General features: G+C 72.1%; 17 protein-coding genes. 8 read left to right on the top strand and 9 right to left on the bottom strand.

Annotated elements, in window-relative coordinates:
- Window positions 1-8: 8 nt before the first annotated feature.
- Window positions 9-710 carry a response regulator transcription factor gene (locus tag AB0D67_RS08625; RefSeq protein WP_362931438.1) on the bottom strand — a complete coding sequence of 234 codons (702 nt, stop codon included), beginning with the start codon at window positions 708-710 and terminating at the stop codon, window positions 9-11.
- The gene (locus tag AB0D67_RS08620; RefSeq protein ID WP_362931436.1) at window positions 703-2,463 is read right to left on the bottom strand and encodes an ATP-binding protein; all 1,761 of its coding nucleotides are present in this window, start codon (window positions 2,461-2,463) and stop codon (window positions 703-705) included. The genes AB0D67_RS08625 and AB0D67_RS08620 overlap by 8 nt, the downstream gene beginning before the upstream one ends.
- Window positions 2,464-2,724: 261 nt before the next feature.
- Here AB0D67_RS08620 and AB0D67_RS08615 point away from each other — a divergent pair, with 261 nt between their 5' ends.
- From AB0D67_RS08615 to AB0D67_RS08605, 3 genes are all read left to right on the top strand, one after another.
- Entirely contained in the window at window positions 2,725-4,227 is a 1,503-nt protein-coding gene (locus tag AB0D67_RS08615; protein WP_362931434.1) for a serine hydrolase, read from the top strand.
- Window positions 4,228-4,419: 192 nt separating this feature from the next.
- Window positions 4,420-5,259 (top strand): alpha/beta hydrolase, encoded by an 840-nt coding sequence (locus tag AB0D67_RS08610; protein WP_362931432.1) that lies wholly within the window; start codon window positions 4,420-4,422, stop codon window positions 5,257-5,259.
- A 219-nt stretch (window positions 5,260-5,478) separates the two neighbouring features.
- Window positions 5,479-6,483 (top strand): LysR family transcriptional regulator, encoded by a 1,005-nt coding sequence (locus AB0D67_RS08605; protein ID WP_362931430.1) that lies wholly within the window; start codon window positions 5,479-5,481, stop codon window positions 6,481-6,483.
- Window positions 6,484-6,657: 174 nt separating this feature from the next.
- Here the strand turns inward: AB0D67_RS08605 and AB0D67_RS08600 are convergent, their stop codons facing one another.
- Window positions 6,658-7,479: an alpha/beta hydrolase gene (locus tag AB0D67_RS08600; RefSeq protein ID WP_362931428.1), complete on the bottom strand. Its 822-nt coding sequence runs from the start codon at window positions 7,477-7,479 to the stop codon at window positions 6,658-6,660.
- A 57-nt stretch (window positions 7,480-7,536) separates the two neighbouring features.
- Here AB0D67_RS08600 and AB0D67_RS08595 point away from each other — a divergent pair, with 57 nt between their 5' ends.
- Together AB0D67_RS08595 and AB0D67_RS08590 are read left to right on the top strand one after the other, a co-directional pair.
- On the top strand, window positions 7,537-8,010 hold the full coding sequence (locus AB0D67_RS08595) for a MarR family transcriptional regulator (RefSeq protein ID WP_362931426.1): 474 nt from the start codon (window positions 7,537-7,539) through the stop codon (window positions 8,008-8,010).
- Window positions 8,011-8,455: 445 nt separating this feature from the next.
- Complete coding sequence (locus AB0D67_RS08590) at window positions 8,456-8,863, top strand: spore-associated protein A (protein ID WP_362931424.1); 408 nt, start codon at window positions 8,456-8,458, stop codon at window positions 8,861-8,863.
- A 134-nt stretch (window positions 8,864-8,997) separates the two neighbouring features.
- On the opposite strand, the gene AB0D67_RS08585 is transcribed toward AB0D67_RS08590, so the two are convergent.
- From AB0D67_RS08585 to AB0D67_RS08575, 3 genes are all read right to left on the bottom strand, one after another.
- On the bottom strand, window positions 8,998-9,402 hold the full coding sequence (locus tag AB0D67_RS08585; RefSeq protein WP_362931423.1) for a hypothetical protein: 405 nt from the start codon (window positions 9,400-9,402) through the stop codon (window positions 8,998-9,000).
- On the bottom strand, window positions 9,402-9,647 hold the full coding sequence (locus AB0D67_RS08580; RefSeq protein ID WP_362931421.1) for a hypothetical protein: 246 nt from the start codon (window positions 9,645-9,647) through the stop codon (window positions 9,402-9,404). The genes AB0D67_RS08585 and AB0D67_RS08580 overlap by 1 nt, the downstream gene beginning before the upstream one ends.
- Before the next feature lie 191 nt (window positions 9,648-9,838).
- Complete coding sequence (locus AB0D67_RS08575; protein WP_362931419.1) at window positions 9,839-10,285, bottom strand: helix-turn-helix transcriptional regulator; 447 nt, start codon at window positions 10,283-10,285, stop codon at window positions 9,839-9,841.
- 12 nt (window positions 10,286-10,297) lie between these two features.
- On the opposite strand from AB0D67_RS08575, the gene AB0D67_RS08570 reads away from it, so the two are divergent.
- Window positions 10,298-10,900 carry a YceI family protein gene (locus AB0D67_RS08570; protein ID WP_362931417.1) on the top strand — a complete coding sequence of 201 codons (603 nt, stop codon included), beginning with the start codon at window positions 10,298-10,300 and terminating at the stop codon, window positions 10,898-10,900.
- Here AB0D67_RS08570 and AB0D67_RS08565 read toward each other — a convergent pair.
- Both AB0D67_RS08565 and AB0D67_RS08560 read right to left on the bottom strand, forming a co-directional pair.
- Window positions 10,875-12,119, bottom strand: coding sequence for a cytochrome P450 (locus tag AB0D67_RS08565; protein WP_362931415.1), 1,245 nt, complete (start codon window positions 12,117-12,119; stop codon window positions 10,875-10,877). The genes AB0D67_RS08570 and AB0D67_RS08565 overlap by 26 nt on opposite strands.
- Before the next feature lie 90 nt (window positions 12,120-12,209).
- The gene (locus AB0D67_RS08560) at window positions 12,210-12,671 is read right to left on the bottom strand and encodes an Lrp/AsnC family transcriptional regulator (protein ID WP_362931413.1); all 462 of its coding nucleotides are present in this window, start codon (window positions 12,669-12,671) and stop codon (window positions 12,210-12,212) included.
- Window positions 12,672-12,765: 94 nt separating this feature from the next.
- Here AB0D67_RS08560 and AB0D67_RS08555 point away from each other — a divergent pair, with 94 nt between their 5' ends.
- Window positions 12,766-13,644, top strand: a complete 879-nt coding sequence (locus tag AB0D67_RS08555) for an LLM class flavin-dependent oxidoreductase (protein ID WP_362931411.1) — start codon at window positions 12,766-12,768, stop codon at window positions 13,642-13,644.
- A 2-nt stretch (window positions 13,645-13,646) separates the two neighbouring features.
- Window positions 13,647-14,078 carry a nucleoside deaminase gene (locus AB0D67_RS08550; RefSeq protein WP_362931409.1) on the top strand — a complete coding sequence of 144 codons (432 nt, stop codon included), beginning with the start codon at window positions 13,647-13,649 and terminating at the stop codon, window positions 14,076-14,078.
- A 403-nt stretch (window positions 14,079-14,481) separates the two neighbouring features.
- Here AB0D67_RS08550 and AB0D67_RS08545 read toward each other — a convergent pair whose 3' ends face one another.
- Window positions 14,482-14,883: an NUDIX domain-containing protein gene (locus AB0D67_RS08545; RefSeq protein WP_362931408.1), complete on the bottom strand. Its 402-nt coding sequence runs from the start codon at window positions 14,881-14,883 to the stop codon at window positions 14,482-14,484.
- Window positions 14,884-14,976 lie beyond the last annotated feature (93 nt).

The raw sequence follows: 14,976 nt of genomic DNA, 5'->3' as shown, positions 1-14,976 counted from the left end.
CGGGCCGATCACGTGCCGAGATAGGCCAGGACCGCCGCGACCCGCCGGTGGATGTCGGGGCTGTTCTCCAGCCCCAGCTTCATGAAGATCGAGTTGACGTTCTTCTCGACGGCGGAGACCGACAGGTGGAGCGCGCGGGCGATGCCGCCGTTGGACCTGCCGTGGGCCATCCCGCGCAGCACGTCGCGCTCGCGCGGGGTCAGCTCCTCCCCCCGGTCGCCCCGTACGGCGCGGCGGGCCATCAGGGCCTCCACGACCTTGGGGTCGATGACCGAACCGCCGCCGGACACCGCCCGTACCGCGCCGAGCAGCTCCTCCAGGTCTCCGACGCGGTCCTTCAGCAGGTAGGCGAAGCCCTCGGCCCCGTGCTTGAACACTTCGAAGGCGTAGAGCGCGTCGGAGAACTGGGAGAGCACCACGACGCCGGTCGCGGGGTGGTCGGCGCGGATCCGATGGGCCGCGTCGATGCCCTCGAAACCCGGCCGGAACGGGCCGCCCGGCATGCGGATGTCGGTGATGACCACGTCCGGCCGGAGCCTGCGCACGGCGTCCAGCAATTCCCCGGCGCTGCCCACGGCCCCGGCGACGGCCGCCTCCCCGGACGTCTCCAGCAGCCTCCGGACGCCCTCGCGGACCAGGTAGTGGTCGTCGGCGATGACGACGCGCGGCCGTTTCGGCGTTCCCGGCGGCGTCGGCGGAGACTCAGTCATGGACCGGCACCCAGGCTCTCACCGTCGTCCCCTCCCCCTTCGCGCTCGCCACATCGAGACCGCCGCCGAGCGCGGCCAGCCGGTCGGCGAGGGCCATCAGCCCGCGCCGGGCGACCGCCCCGGGGTCGAAACCCGCTCCATCGTCGGAGACCGTGACTCCCAGCCGTCCGCCGGACAGCGTCAACCGTACGTCCACGGAGGAGGCCCGCGCGTGCTTGAGCGCGTTGGCGAGCGCCTCGCTCACGGTGAAGTACAGCGCGCCCTCGACCTCGTCGGGAAAGCGTCTCGCCCGCGACTCCGGGTCGGCACGCACCTTCGAGGCCACCGGCAGGCGCGAGCAGCGCTCCTCCAGCGCCTCGGCCAGCCCGCCCTGGCTGAGCACCGACGGGTGGATGCCCGCCGCCAGCTCCCGCAGGTCGTCGAGGGTCTGCCTGGCCTGGTCACGCAGGAGCGTCATCGTCTCGGTGTCCGCCCCGGTGGCCCTGGCCAGCTCCAGTCCGGCGATGAGCGCGACGATCTCCTGCTGCACGCCGTCGTGGATGTTGCGCTCGATCCGCCGTCGCTCGGCCTCCTGCGCGTTGACCAGCCGGGCGGCCAGCCCCGCGCTCTGGATCGCCAGCCCGACCGGTACGGCCAGCGCACGCAGCAGCCGCCGGTCGTCGCGGGTGAGACCGCCGTCCCGGGGCCCGCAGGCGATGCACCCCTGCCCGGCGGGGACGGTCAGCTCCGGCTCGCCCTTCTCCTCACCCGCCACGACCCGGGTGCCGTCGGCGAGCGTGACGGCCGCCCACCGGACGTCCAGGCCGGTCCGCACGGCCTCGGCCAACCGCCCGAGCAGCTCGCCCGGCTCCGCCTCCTCCAGATCGGGAGCCAGCTCCGAGAGCAGCTCGTCCACCGTGGGCCGCAGGTCGAAGACGAGGAAGAAGCGCGATCCGCGGACGCCCACCCGGATGTCGAGCAGGTTGTGCCGGAAGACGGCCACCCCGATCGCGGCGGGCAGCGCGCTCAGCATGGGCATGAAGGGGATCCAGGCCGCCGCCGGTGACCCCGTGAGGAGGAAGAACGCCGCTATCGGGAACCCGCCGAGGGTGACGGCGAGCGCGGCGGTCATCCAGCCGAGCCGGCGGCGCTCGGGCCCGGAGGCGCGGCGGGTGCGCGCCACGAGCGAGCCCAGCACCACCAGCGCCGTGCCGAAGACGACGAGCTGTCCCAGCCCGGCCAGGCCCGCCATTACCAACGCGGCGGGCCCGGTGAGGGCGAGCGGGTTGTTGTGCGGCAGGAGGGGGGAGGCGTCGTCGGGGAACAGCAGTACCCCCAGCCAGTGCACGGCGATCGCCGCTCCGGCGATCCAGCCCCCCACGCGCCAGCGCCGCGAAGGAAGCCTTCCGTCCGGGTAGAACAGCGGGACGAAAACCCAGGAGAGCCCATAGAAAGGGGCGAAGACCGAAGCCATCAGGGCGGCGAGAACGAGCAGCGGCACAGGCCATCCCGCGTCCGCGGTGACGAGGAGCCCGACCCCCAGATTGCCCACGCCCAGGCAGTCCGCGGTGGCCAGGAGCAGCCAGCCGTAGAGGTTGCCCGGCCGCCGGTGGGCGACGAGCCAGCCCAGCGCGGGCAGCGGCAGCGCCAGCACGTTGAACGTCAGCTGGTTGAACGGTGCTCCGCCCGCCAGCACCGTGCCGACCGCGGTGCCGAGGATCGCCACCGCCGCCATGGACGCGGCGAGGACTCGGGACGAGGTCGGGGGAAGCACAGAAAGCAGTGTGGTCCCCCCGGGCGACCTGCGTCTATGAGGTTGACCGCACATCCGCCGGAGGACGGCCGCACCCCGGAAGGCGGCGGCTCGCCGGATACCCCGCCCGCCGCGCTCCTCCTAGCGTGGAGAATCCGGCCGCCACCGCCGAAGTGGCGGTGGACCACGGCCTTCGAAGCAGCCCGTCAAGGAGACCCCGCCGAACAGGCACAAGCCGAGAAGGCCCCGCCGAGCAGACACAGGACGACGAAGGAGATATCCGTGAACCTCCGCCCCCGAACGACCGGCGCACCGGCCCTGGCCGCCATCGCCGTGGCCGTTCCCCTGGCCCTCGGCGGAACGCTCCCGGCCGCCGCGGACATCATGAACCCCACCGCGGACACCGCACGGCCCGCCGTCGCACCGGCCCGGCAGTCCACCACGGTCGCCGCACCGGTACGACAGTCCACCACGGCCGTCGCACCGGTACGGCAGACCGCCGTGGAGGCCGCCCCCACCGCCTCCACGGAGGCCGCTCCCACCCCCACCGCCACCACCGCCCCCGAGATCCCCGACACTCCGGCCGGACGGCAGCTCCGCTGGTTCCTGGACGCCACGACCCGGGTGCCGCTCACCGTGGACGAGCTTGAGCAGCACGTGAGCGCCGGCTTCCTCAAGGAGGTGACCGCCGACGGCTTCAACCAGTTCCTCAAGGGCATGTCCGGCATCCGGCTCGACGAGCTGACCAGGACCGACCCGAACCTCCTGACCGGTACGGCCACCCTCGCCGGACGGAGGTTCGACGTCCGGCTCACCGTGGACGCCTCGGGGAAGATAGACGGCTTGCTGATCTCGCCGTCGATCCCGCCCGTCCCCGGAAGCTGGGCCGAGCTCGACGCCCGGCTCCGTAAGCTCGCACCCCGGACCGGTTTCCTCGCCGCCGAGATCGACCGGCGGGGCCGGTGCGAGACCGTCCACGGCGTCGGCGCGGACACCGCCCGCCCGCTGGGGTCGGTCTTCAAGCTCTACGTGCTGGGAGCGGTGGCGGACCGGATCCACGCGGGCGGGCTCAGCTGGGAGACGAAGCTCACCGTCACGCCCGAGGTGAAGATCCCCGCCGCGGACGGTCTCGGGGCCCGGCCGGACGGCAGCACCGTCACGGTCCACGAGGCGGCCAAGCTGATGATCTCGATCAGCGATAACACCGCCGCCGACCTGCTGCTCAAGACGGTCGGCCGCAAGGCCGTGGAGAAGAAGGTCCGCCGGTGGTCCGGCCACGCCGAGCGGAACCTCCCCTTCATCACCACGCGCGAGCTGTTCCTGCTGAAGGGCGTCGACTATCCCCGGCACGCCCGCGCCTATCTCGCGCGTGACACGCAGGGGCGCCGCGCCTACCTCCGCGACGTCGTCGCCGGCCTGTCCCTGTCGCAGATCAAGGTCTGGGAGAAGCCCCGCGAACTCGACACCATCGAGTGGCTCGGCTCCCCCCGCGACGTCTGCCGCGCCTACGCCGGGCTGCTCAAGCGGAGCGACGAGCGCCTCGACGAGGTGCTCTCGGCCAACGACGCCGGGCTCGGCCTCGACCGCGCCACGTGGCCCGAGGTCTGGTACAAGGGCGGCTCCGAGGCCGGGGTCTTCGACATGACGTTCCTCGGGCGCACCGCCAAGGGGAGGACATACGTCGTCGCCACGCTGGCGAGCGACACCCGCGCCCCCCTCGACCAGGGCACCGTCGGCCCCGAGATCATCTCCCTCAGCAGAGGCGGCTTCAGCCTGGTCCGCTGATCGATCCGGTCCACTGGCCGGGCTGATCCGCTGATCGGGCTGACCCGCTGATCGGGCCGGTCCACTGTCGGGCCGGTCCGCCGAGCCCGCGCACCGGATGCCGCCCGGCCCGGCCGGCCGTACGGCGCCCCGCCGGTATGACCGGCGGGGCGCCGTTGTCCCGGCCGGGGCATCACTGGCAGGATCTTCGCCATGCCGACGTTCTCCGCACATGACGGGACCGAACTCGCCTACCACGTGTTCGGGGAAGGCGTGCCGCTGATCTGCCTGCCGGGCGGCCCGATGCAGGACTCCGCCTACCTCGGTGAGCTCGGCGGCCTGTCGGCGCACCGACGGTTGATCATGGTGGATCCCCGGGGGACGGGCCGGTCCGCGATGCCCGCGGACTCCGCCTCCTACCGCTGCGACCGGCTCGTCGACGACGTCGAAGCCCTGCGTGAGCACCTCGGCCTGGACCGGATCGACCTGCTCGGGCACTCGGCCGGCACGAACCTCGCGGTGCTGTACGCGGCCCGGCATCCGGAACGCGTCGGCAGGCTCGTTCTGATCACCCCGAGCGTCCATGCCGTCGGAATCACGGTCACCGGGGAATCCAGACTCAAGGCCGCGCGGCTCCATGAGGACGAGCCCTGGTTCCCGGCGGCCTACGCCGCCTTCGAGTCGATCGTGGCGGGCAACGCCTCCGACGACGACTGGAAGGCCATCGATCCCTTCTTCTACGGCCGGTGGGACGCGGCGGCGCGGGCCCACCAGGCCGCTCAGGACGACCACCGGAACGGAGAGGCAGCGGCCGTCTTCGCCTCCGAGGGCGCTTTCGATCCGCCCGCCACCCGCGCGGCACTCGGGGCGTTCGGCGCGCCGGTGCTGCTGCTCGCCGGAGAGGCCGACCCGAACACGCCCCCGGACGTCGTGACGGAGTACGCCGGGCTGTTCCCGGACGCCGAGCTCGTCGTCCAGCCGGGCGCGGGCCACTTCCCGTGGCTCGACGACGCCGGCCGGTTCGTGGCGACGGTCGCGTCGTTCCTGACGTGACCTTCCTCCCACCCTGGGCCTCCCTCCCCGAACCTCTCACTCCCGGCCCTCTCGCCTCTCGCCCCGGCCCTTTCGTCCCTTACTCCTCGCCCCGGAACTCCTCGCCCCGAAGGGCCCCGGCCCGGGTTCCTCGCACACGGGCGGCCTCGGAGAACGGACGGCGCCCCGGCCGCCTGGAGCACGTCCCGGCCATGGGGCGGCCTCGGTGAGAATGGGCGGGTGATAGACACCCGGCGGCTCCGGACCCTGCGCGCCGTGGCCGACCACCGTACGGTCACCGCCGCCGCGGCGGCCCTGCACCTGACGCCGTCCGCGGTCTCCCAGCAGCTCGTCGCCCTGGAGCACGAGGTGGGGCACCGGCTGCTGGAGCGCGACGGCCGGGGCGTGCGGCTGACCGCCGTCGGCCGCATCCTGCTCGGCCACACCAACGAGGTGCTCGCCCAGCTGGAGCGCGCCGAGGCCGACATCGCCGCCTACACCACCGGTACGGCGGGCGAGGTGAAGGCGGCCTCCTTCGCCACCGCGATCGGTCTCGTCGTGGCCCCGGCGGTGGGCGCGCTGCGGAGCAAGGAGCCGGGCATCCAGGTCCGCGTCCTCGACGCCGAGGGCGACCAGAGCCTCACCATGGTCCTGGACGGCGCGGTGGACGTCGCCGTGGCCGTCGAGTACCGCGGGGCCCCGGCCGAGGACGACCGCCGGCTGTCGCGCATCCCGCTCTACTCGGAGCCGTTCGACGTGGTGCTGCCCGGCGACCATCCCCTCGCCCGCGGTTCCGGAGAGCCCAGAGAGCCCGCAGAGCCGAGGGAGTCCGGCGAGCTCTGGGATTCCACGAATCCCGACGCGCCAGGTGCGGCGGGGCGGGAGGTGGCCATGGCCGACCTGGCCGGGGAGACGTGGATCGGCCCCTATCCCGGCAACCCCTGCCACGACGTGATCGCGCTGGCCTGCGAGCACGCCGGGTTCACCCCGGAGTTCGCCCACTCCTCCGACGACTTCGACGCGGTGATCGCCCTGGCGGCTGCCGGGGCGGGCGTGGCGATGGTGCCGCGCCTGGCGTTGCGCACGGCCGATCTGTCCGGCGTGGTGGTCCGCCCGGTCGCGGGCCCGGAGCGCCGGGTCTTCGCCGCGGTACGGCGCGGCGCCGAGCGGCACCCGCTGCTGGTCCCCCTGCTGGACGCCCTCACCGACGCCGCGACGGCCCTGCGCCGGATCCCGCACCGGTGAAAGGACCGGGTCCGGAAGAGCCGGATCCCGCACCGGTGAAAGGACCGGCTCTGGGAGAGCCGGATCCGGGAGGCCGGGTCCCCTCCGGCCGTTCCCCGGGGGACCGCCTTCGTCTCCGGTGGGGACCCGTCCGCGCCCCGGCTCAGGAGACCGAAGTGAGGCCGCCGGTTCCGGTCAGGCGGGCAGGGCGCGCAGGAAGTCGCCGAGGATCTCGTTGAAGGCGTCCGGGCGTTCCATGTTGGGGTAGTGCGCGGTGCCGTCGACGGTGGCCTCGCGGCCGTCGGCGACGGTGCGCGCGAGACGGCCGGCCATGCCGATGTGGTCGCTCGAATCGAGGCCGCCGCTGACGGCCAGCACCGGGACGGTGATCTTCGCCGTCCGCGCCCAGGTGTCGGTCACGGGCACCTGCCAGTCGGGCTCGGCGCCGGTGTGCTTGGTGACGGTCCGCATGGTCATCTCCCGCAGCCGCCGTACGACGTTCGGGTCGACGTCGTCGAGCGTGCGGTGCGGGCCGGCCGCGAACAGCGTGAATGCCTCGACCCAGCCGCGGACGTCACCGGCGGCCATGGCGCGGGCCTGCTCGGCCTGGACGCTCTCGATCCAGGGGTCGCGGAACTCCGGCTCGCTGGTCCCGGCACCGCTGACGACCAGGGCGCGCACCAGTTCGGGGTGTTCCAGCGCGGTGTCGACCGCGACGGCCCCGCCCATCGACACCCCGACGAGGACGGCGGGACCGGTGTCGAGATGGCGCAGCAGCGCGGCGAGGTCGTCGGTGTGGCGGAACGGCCCGGCCGCGTTCGAGGACCCGCCGTGGCCGCGGGCGTCCGGTGCGATCACCCGGTGGTTCTTCGCGAGAACCGGCAGCTGGTCATCCCACATGTCGCTGTTCAGGAAGCCGCCGTGCAGCAGCACCACCGGCCGCCCCGCCCCGGTCTCGCGGTAGGAGAGACGGCCCTCGCCGTCCGCGAACGAGAATGTGTCGGAAGTAACGGTCATGACAACCAAGGTGCCATCTTTGCGCTGATATGACAACTAAGGTGTCATCATGGTGTGGTGACCGATACCGAACGCCCTCTCGGACCCGACGACCTCGCCCACCGGCTCACCGAGGTGTTCGATCTCGTCGGACCCCTGTACCGGCGCGCGCAGCGCAAGGTGGAGGAGGGCGTGCCGATCGAGGGGCTGTCCGTCGGGGTCCGCGCCGTACTGAACCTGCTCCACCGGAACGGGCCCATGACCGTTCCGCAGATGGGCCGCGCGCAGGCGCTGAGCCGGCAGTTCGTGCAGCGCATGGTCAACGACGCCGCGGCGCTGCGACTGGTCGAGAGCATCCCGAACCCCGCCCACCAGCGGTCCTCGCTGATCCGGCTGACGGACGACGGCAGGGCCGCCATCACCGCGGTGATGACGCGCGAGTACGCCCTGCTGGGCCAGGTCGGCGGGGGCCTGACCGACGCCGACGTGACGGGCTGCGTGCGGGTCCTCACGGCGATGCTCGCCTACCTCGACAACGTCGACGTGGACTGACCCGCGCGTCGCCGCGACCGTACGGGGTCGTCCGGGGACGGCGGGGCGGGGGCACCGCGGCCGGGGAGACCCTCCGGGCGAGCCGTACGTCCGTACATGCGTACGGCCCGGCCGTGCGTACACACGGCCGGGCCGTACACGGCGCGGAAACATGATGATCCCGCAGGGACGGCGTATACCTCAATACCCGAAACCCACAAAAAGTGAAGTCCCCTAACGGACGGCCAGGGCGACCTCCATCCCCACGCTCTCCCCCTGCTCCATCAGCCCGATCCGGCGCAGGCGGGTCAGCCCCACGTCCGGTCCGCGTTCCTCGGCGACCCGCCCATCCCCCGAAAGCGTGGAGCATGATCACCTGTACGATCATGAATCGCAACAATCTCCCCATCCTTCACAGGCGTTACGGGGTTCTGTGGGGACGGTGTTGCTCAGTGAAAGGAAGGGCATGAACATTCGGACCAAGCTCGCGGCAGTGGCGGGGGCCGCGATGGTTTCCACCTGCCTGGTGGCCGGCGCAACGCCGGCGAGCGCGGCCGGCCCCTGCGGCGGCGGCTACTACCAGATCGACGTGTACAGCATCAGTAACCTCGCGGGCAAGACGGTCGGCCGCACCCATCTCTACTACTCCAGGTCCACCAAGAAGAACTGCGCCGTCACCTACGCCACGCCCACCAAGCGCGGCTACAAGGCCGTGAGACTCCGCCGCTCGGGCACCTTGAAGTGGGTCTCCGACGCGGGGACCTTCAACGAGTACGCGGGCCCGGTCTACGTCTCCGCTCCGGGCAAGTGCATCGACATCGAAGGAAACATCGGCGGCAACAGCGCCACGTACTACCGCAGGCACTGCGGCTGAGCCGTTCCAGGGCCTGCTGTAGTACGGATCCTCACCTGGTCTGAAGGTTCCGGATCCACAGGACGGCTCCGGGTGGACGGAGGCCGGCGAGGTGGCCGCCGGGGTCTTGCCGAAGCACCCCGGCGGCCAGGAGCTCAGGCGCTCTGGCGTGCCTCGGCGTTGCTGGTGCGGATCTGCTGGATGCGCTGCTTGGTCAGGCCGAGCAGCTCGCCGATGTCGGCGTCGGACAACCCGAGGCTCGACAGGTGCTCGACGCGCGCCCTGGCGGTCCGGCTGTAGTTCTCGGCGATCGCGGCGGCCCGGCGCTGCAGCTCGGCGAAGGCGCTGAGGTCCTCCCCGGTCAGGCCGGGCAGCGTGTAGTGGAAGACGGGCGCCGGCGGCTCGGCGCGGTCGCCGAACAGGAACGGCAGTCCCTCGGCGACGTCGGCGTGCAGCTCCTTCAGCGAGCGGGCGGACATGCCGCCGGCGACGCCGTCCACGGCGGCGAGCCACAGCGTGCCGTTCTTGGTGACGCGAACGTCAACGCTGTCGTCGGCCATCAGTCCTCCAGCCAGTCGTCACCGAACAGGTGGGCCAGCCCGCGTTCGAGGGCCGCCACGAGTTCGGGTGTCTCACCCGGGTAGAGCGGGACGATCGCGCGCGCCACGACGCGCCCGGCCGGGTCCCACAGCAGCAGGAAGCGCTGCCGCCTGCTCGTCTCGGCCCAGTCGCAGCGCAGCCCGTGGGCACGCGCTAGGGCCACGAGCCGGTCACGGATGGCCGCGTAGTCGTCTCGTTCTACCACACGCGACAGACTATATCCCTTGCTTCACACCGACAATGCCCCTTGTCGCCGCCTTCCGGCATGGCGTGTCCCGCGGAAATCCTCAAGGATGTCCTGCGAGATCCTGGGCATACCGGCACCCCACAGCACTCGGGGAACACCGGCTGCGCGGGTCTCCGGCATTCAACCCGGCGAGGAGAACCCGGTAGGAGTCAACTGGCTTCGCGGAGCGGTTGAAACCGAACGCTGAGTCGCATCTCAAGGGCTTCAGCGAGGCGTTCCAGCATGGGAAGGGTGGGCATCGTGCCACCCGCCTCGAAACAAGCGACCACAGGCTGTTTGAGACCCGCGCGCCCAGCCAGCTCGGCCTGAGTGAGACCGAGTTCCTCGCGGCGTCGCCGGACAACAGAGCGAACAGTCGCCTGAACGGCGAGTGGGCCCAGCTCACGAACACCACCCGGAAGGCGATCAACCTCAAGGGGTGGGCTCTCCGCGACAAGAGGTCCGCGTCGGATCACGTCTCCACGTTCGGCGCGTTCGCCCTCGGCACGAGGAAGGAGGAAGACGACCACGGAGCGCCTCTTGAGCCCGTTCCGGGGTGTATCTAGATACACCCGAAGCGGCAGCCAACCGGCTTCCGGCGAATCGCCCCGCTCCATAACGTGGTCGTCATGGATATGAACGCCGCGCCCGCCCCGGGCGTGTACCGCATCGACCCCGAGGCCACAGAGATCAGATTCGCCACCCGGCATATCTTCGGCCTGCTGCCCGTCACCGGATCGTTCGCACTGGACCACGGCGAGCTGCGGATCGCCGAGCCCGCCACGGACTCCACGGTCGACGCGGTCGTGCGCGCGGGCAGCTTCGCCAGCGGCATCGCGGCGCGTGACCACAAGGTCAGATCGGACGTCTACCTCGACGCCGCCGCCCATCCGGAGATCGTCTACCACGGGCTGCGCGTCGAGCCGTCGTCCGACGGGGCGCGGGTGCACGGCACACTGACGGTCCGCGGGGTGACTCGCCCGACCGTCTTGACGCTGACCTCCCTGGTCGTCGAGGACGGCGTGCTGCGGGCACGGGCTGAGACCACGGTCGATCGCTACGCTTTCGGTCTGACCCGGGAGAAGGGGATGACAGGGCGCCACTTCCGCCTCTTCCTCGCGGTCACGGCCACCTCGGTCACCCCGCGGACGGACTCCGGCCACTTGGTCTCACAACATGAGAACGCTTCGGCCCCGGGGGTGGAGGTCAGGCGGTCACGGGCAGGGCGGTGAGGCGCCAGGTGCCCGGGTCGGGGGCGCGCAGTCCGGCCAGGGGTACGGCCGGCGTCAGGCCGGGGAGGCGGCGCAGCAGGGCGGTGAGCGCGGCCTCGGTCTGCACGCGGGCCAGCGACGCCCCGACGCAGAAGTGCGGCCCGTGGGAGAAGCCCAGGTGGCTCGCCGTACCCGGGGTGCCGGGGACGCGGGTGACGTCGAGCCGGTCCGGGTCGGCGAACACGCGCGGATCGCGGTTGGCGGCGGCGACCGCGACGGTGACGGGCTCCCCCTTGCCGATCGGCACGCCGTACAGCTCGGTGTCCTCCCGGGCGTGGCGGGGGATCGTCAGCAGCGTCGGGCCGCACCAGCGGACCAGCTCCTCGACGGCGTGCGGCGTGAGCGCCGGGTCCTCGCGCAGCGCGGCGAGCTGCTCCGGATGGTCCAGCAGGGCCGCCACGGCGTTGGCGATGAGGTTGGTCGGCGTCTGACCGGACAGCACGAGCTGCCAGACCAGCATGACCAGCTCGATCTCGCTGAGCCGGTCGCCGTCCTCGTCCCGGACGCGGACGAGGTCGGAGAGCAGGTCGTCGCCGGGCTCCTCGCGCCGCCGCGCCACCGCCGCCTCGGCGCCCCGCATGATGGCCGGGATCGCCGCGGCGAACGCCTGTCCCGCGCCGGAGGCGATGGTCGCACCGTACTCGCGCCAGCTCGGGCGGTCGGCCTCGGGGATGCCGACCAGCTCGCAGATGACGTCCATCGGCAGCGGGCGGGCGAAGTGCCACAGCAGGTCCACCGAGCCGTCCTCGGCGTGGGCGGGAAGCTCGTCGAGCAGGCCCTCGACGATCCGCTCGATCCGCGGCCGGAACGCGGCGGCGCGGCGCGCGGTGAACGCGGGCGCCACCAGCCGCCGCAGCCGCACGTGCTCCCGCCCCTCCGTCTCGCTCATCGTCCGCATGTACGGCAGGCAGTCGGCGGGCACGTCGGGCCGCATGAAGCTGCTCTCGGTGATCTCGAACCGCGGGTCGGCGAGCAGCGCGCGGGCGTCCTCGTGCCGGGTGACGGCCCACATCGGCATGCCGGGGATGAGCAGCCGCGCCAGCGGTGAGCGCTCCCGGGCGTCGCCGTACGCGGTGAAGGGGTCGCGGATCACCTCGGGATCGGTGAGATCGATCTCGGGGACGCCGTTCACGTCGGGGCCGGAGTCGGCCATCGCACTCTCCAGTTCAGATTTCCTCAACACTCGGATGATGAAGGTATCCGGATTTGACGCGCACGGCAAGGACGGAGGAGGGACGGGGCATGAGGGACGGCTCGCCGGAGCCGGGTCCTACGAATCAGCGGCGAAGGGACCGCCGGGGCCGCGGTAGGGCAGGGTGCGGCTGTAGACGATGTTGGTGGTGGTGCTGCCGAACGCCGTCAGCTCGTTGACGACCTGCTCCAGGTGGGGCATGGATGTCGCGGCGACCTTCAGCACGTAGCAGTCCTCGCCCGTGGTGCGCAGGCACTCCAGGATCTCCGGGCGCTCCCCGAACAGCCGGCGCAGCGGCTCGTGCCGGTTGCCGGGATACTTCAGGCGCACCACGGCGAGCACCGGGAAGCCGGCCTTCTCCAGATCGACCTCGGCCCGGTAGCCGGTGATGACGCCCGCCGACTCCAGCCGCCTGACCCGCTCGGTCGTCGCCGAGGCGCTGAGACTCACCCGCCGCGCCAGCTCGGTGAGCGGAACCCGGCCGTCCCGCTGGAGCTCGGCGAGGATCGCCCAGTCGGTCTGGTCAAGATTCTCGGCCATTCGCCCAAAATACCGTCACATCCCCGGCAGATCTCCCGTCATACCGGAAGGACTCCCTTCCCGACGAACCGCCTGGACAACTAGCCTCGAACAGGTGGAAATAGGAGTCAATGTCCCGAATTTTGGGCCCGGCACCGACCCGGACACGCTGCACCGCTGGGCGCGGACCGTGGAAGGGCTGGGCTTCGACCTGCTGATGGTCTCCGACCATGTCGCGGTGACCCCGGACGTCGCCGAGCAGTACCCGGCCCCCTTCTACGAGCCGTTCACCACGCTCTCCTGGCTGGCCGGCGTCACCGACGGGATCCGGCTCGGCACCACGGTGCTGATCGTTCCCTACCGGCACCCGCTGCTCGTCGCCCGGATGGCCGCCAACCTGAACCGGCTCAGCGGGGGACGGCTGGTCCTCGGGGTGGCGGCCGGCTGGGCGCGCCAGGAGTTCGAGGCGCTCGGCGTGCCGTTCGAGCGGCGCGGGAAGCTCACCGACGACCATCTGCGGGCGATCCGGGCCGCCTGGGAGGACGACGACGACTACCGCGCCGGGCACATACCGTTCTGGGTCGGCGGGCACAGCGCCGCCGCGATGCGCCGCGCCGTACGGCTCGGCGACGCCTGGCACCCGCTGCGGTTCACCCTTCCCTGGCTGACCGAGGCGGTGGAGCGGCTGAAGGCCGTCGCCGCCGAGGAGGGACGGCCCGCGCCCGCGCTGGTCCCCCGCATGGTCCTCCGGCTCACCGAGACGCCGCTCACCGGACCGGACCGGCTCGCCGGGGAGGGGACGATCGACCAGATCGCCGAGGACCTGGAGCGGCTGCGCCTGCTCGGCGCCGGGACCGTCGTACTGGACCCGTTCGGCGGCGACCCCGCCGAGACCCTCCACCCCGAGGTGGCATGGAGGGCGCTCGCGGCCGTCGCCGACCTGCGGCGGACGCTCACGACGGAGAACACCGTCGCACACACGGGAACGGAGTGATCATGACGGGTGACGACGAGCGGTTGCTCCGCAGGGCCGTCGAGCTGGCCGCCGAGGCCAGAGCGGGCGGGAACCCGCCCTTCGGGTCGCTGCTGGCGGGGCCGGACGGCGAGATCCTCGTGGAGGAGCGCAACACGAGCCTCACCGACGCCGACATCACCGCCCACCCCGAGCTGAAGCTGGCCAGGTGGGCGGCCCGCGAGCTGGACCGGGCCGTCGCGGCCGCCACCACCATGTACACCAGCTGCCGGCCGTGCGGCATGTGCGCGGGCGCCATCGAGCGGTCCGGCCTGGGCCGCGTCGTCTACGCGCTTTCCCCCGAGCAGCTCGCGAGCCTCAAGTCGCCCGACGCCGTGCCGGTCGTCTTCTCCTTCTCCGAGGAGGGCCCGGCCTTGTTCGACGAGGCCCGCCTCCCCGTCGAGGGGTACTACTGAGGGCCGGGCCCTCCGGGTCGCCTCTCGGGGAGGCCGGCGATTCATCGATCACGACGCCATGACGGCTCGGCGCGGGGCCGGTCCGTCAGGGCGTCATGGTCCCTGGCTGTCCGCCAGGCCGTCGCGGCCGAAGTCATCGGCGGAGGAGGCGCACGCACTGCGCCGAAGGAATCCGACGCGTGCCGAGCTGATGGAAGCGGTCGGCTGGGCACCGCAGCCCGATCTCGAATCCGTCCGCGCACCTCCCGGCTACGCTCACGCGGTGCTGCAGGCGTGGAAGCAGAGCCGGATCACCACGGCTCGGGCCGTGGAACTCATGCGCGGCCAGCTCACAGAGGCGGATCTGCCATCCCGCGACGGGACTGACCGCCGCTGAGCCGGGTACGCCCGGCTCAGGGAGCGGTCAGAGCAGCCAGCCCGCGGCCCTCAGATCGTCGAAGATGAGCCGGTCCACCGGGGAGACCCGGTCGCGGTCGGCGTACGACAGCCAGGCGACCTCCTCGATCTCGGCCGCCGCGGTGAGGGTGCCGTGGTAGTCGCCGGTGTAGCAGGTCATGCGGACCACCGTCCCCTCCGGGTGGCCGTGCGCCTGGGCTTCGTAGGCGCCGAGGAGGGCGACGGTGTCGGGGAGGATCGTCACGGTGAGCTCCTCGGTGATCTCGCGCGCCAGGGTCTGCGCGTCGCTCTCCCCGGCCTCGCGCTTGCCGCCGGGAAAATAGTAGACGTCCTTGCCCCGGGAGCGCGTGCTGAGGGCCCTGCCGTCCTCCAGCCTGATCCAGGCCACCTTGTCGATGAGCACCGGCATCGCGGCGTCCCCGTTCCTCGCGGTTCGCGTCCTGTCCTCCGAACCCTATACCGGGTGGCCGGCCGGGCCCGGGCCGGTCATCCCGCCGGGCGT

The sequence above is a fragment of the Streptosporangium sp. NPDC048047 genome, assembly GCF_040653115.1.
Taxonomy (GTDB): Bacteria; Actinomycetota; Actinomycetes; order Streptosporangiales; family Streptosporangiaceae; genus Streptosporangium.
This window is presented reverse-complemented; position numbering and strand designations above follow the sequence as displayed.

Bases quoted from the DNA above. Each gene is read 5' to 3' on its own strand.
- AB0D67_RS08625 (WP_362931438.1), bottom strand. From the start codon at position 710: ATGACTGAGTCTCCGCCGACGCCGCCGGGAACGCCGAAACGGCCGCGC.
- AB0D67_RS08575 (WP_362931419.1), bottom strand. From the start codon at position 10,285: ATGGAGCGGGGCGATTCGCCGGAAGCCGGTTGGCTGCCGCTTCGGGTG.
- AB0D67_RS08545 (WP_362931408.1), bottom strand. From the start codon at position 14,883: ATGCCGGTGCTCATCGACAAGGTGGCCTGGATCAGGCTGGAGGACGGC.
- AB0D67_RS08560 (WP_362931413.1), bottom strand. From the start codon at position 12,671: ATGGCCGAGAATCTTGACCAGACCGACTGGGCGATCCTCGCCGAGCTC.
- AB0D67_RS08590 (WP_362931424.1), top strand. From the start codon at position 8,456: ATGAACATTCGGACCAAGCTCGCGGCAGTGGCGGGGGCCGCGATGGTT.
- AB0D67_RS08585 (WP_362931423.1), bottom strand. From the start codon at position 9,402: ATGGCCGACGACAGCGTTGACGTTCGCGTCACCAAGAACGGCACGCTG.
- AB0D67_RS08550 (WP_362931409.1), top strand. From the start codon at position 13,647: ATGACGGGTGACGACGAGCGGTTGCTCCGCAGGGCCGTCGAGCTGGCC.
- AB0D67_RS08610 (WP_362931432.1), top strand. From the start codon at position 4,420: ATGCCGACGTTCTCCGCACATGACGGGACCGAACTCGCCTACCACGTG.
- AB0D67_RS08570 (WP_362931417.1), top strand. From the start codon at position 10,298: ATGGATATGAACGCCGCGCCCGCCCCGGGCGTGTACCGCATCGACCCC.
- AB0D67_RS08600 (WP_362931428.1), bottom strand. From the start codon at position 7,479: ATGACCGTTACTTCCGACACATTCTCGTTCGCGGACGGCGAGGGCCGT.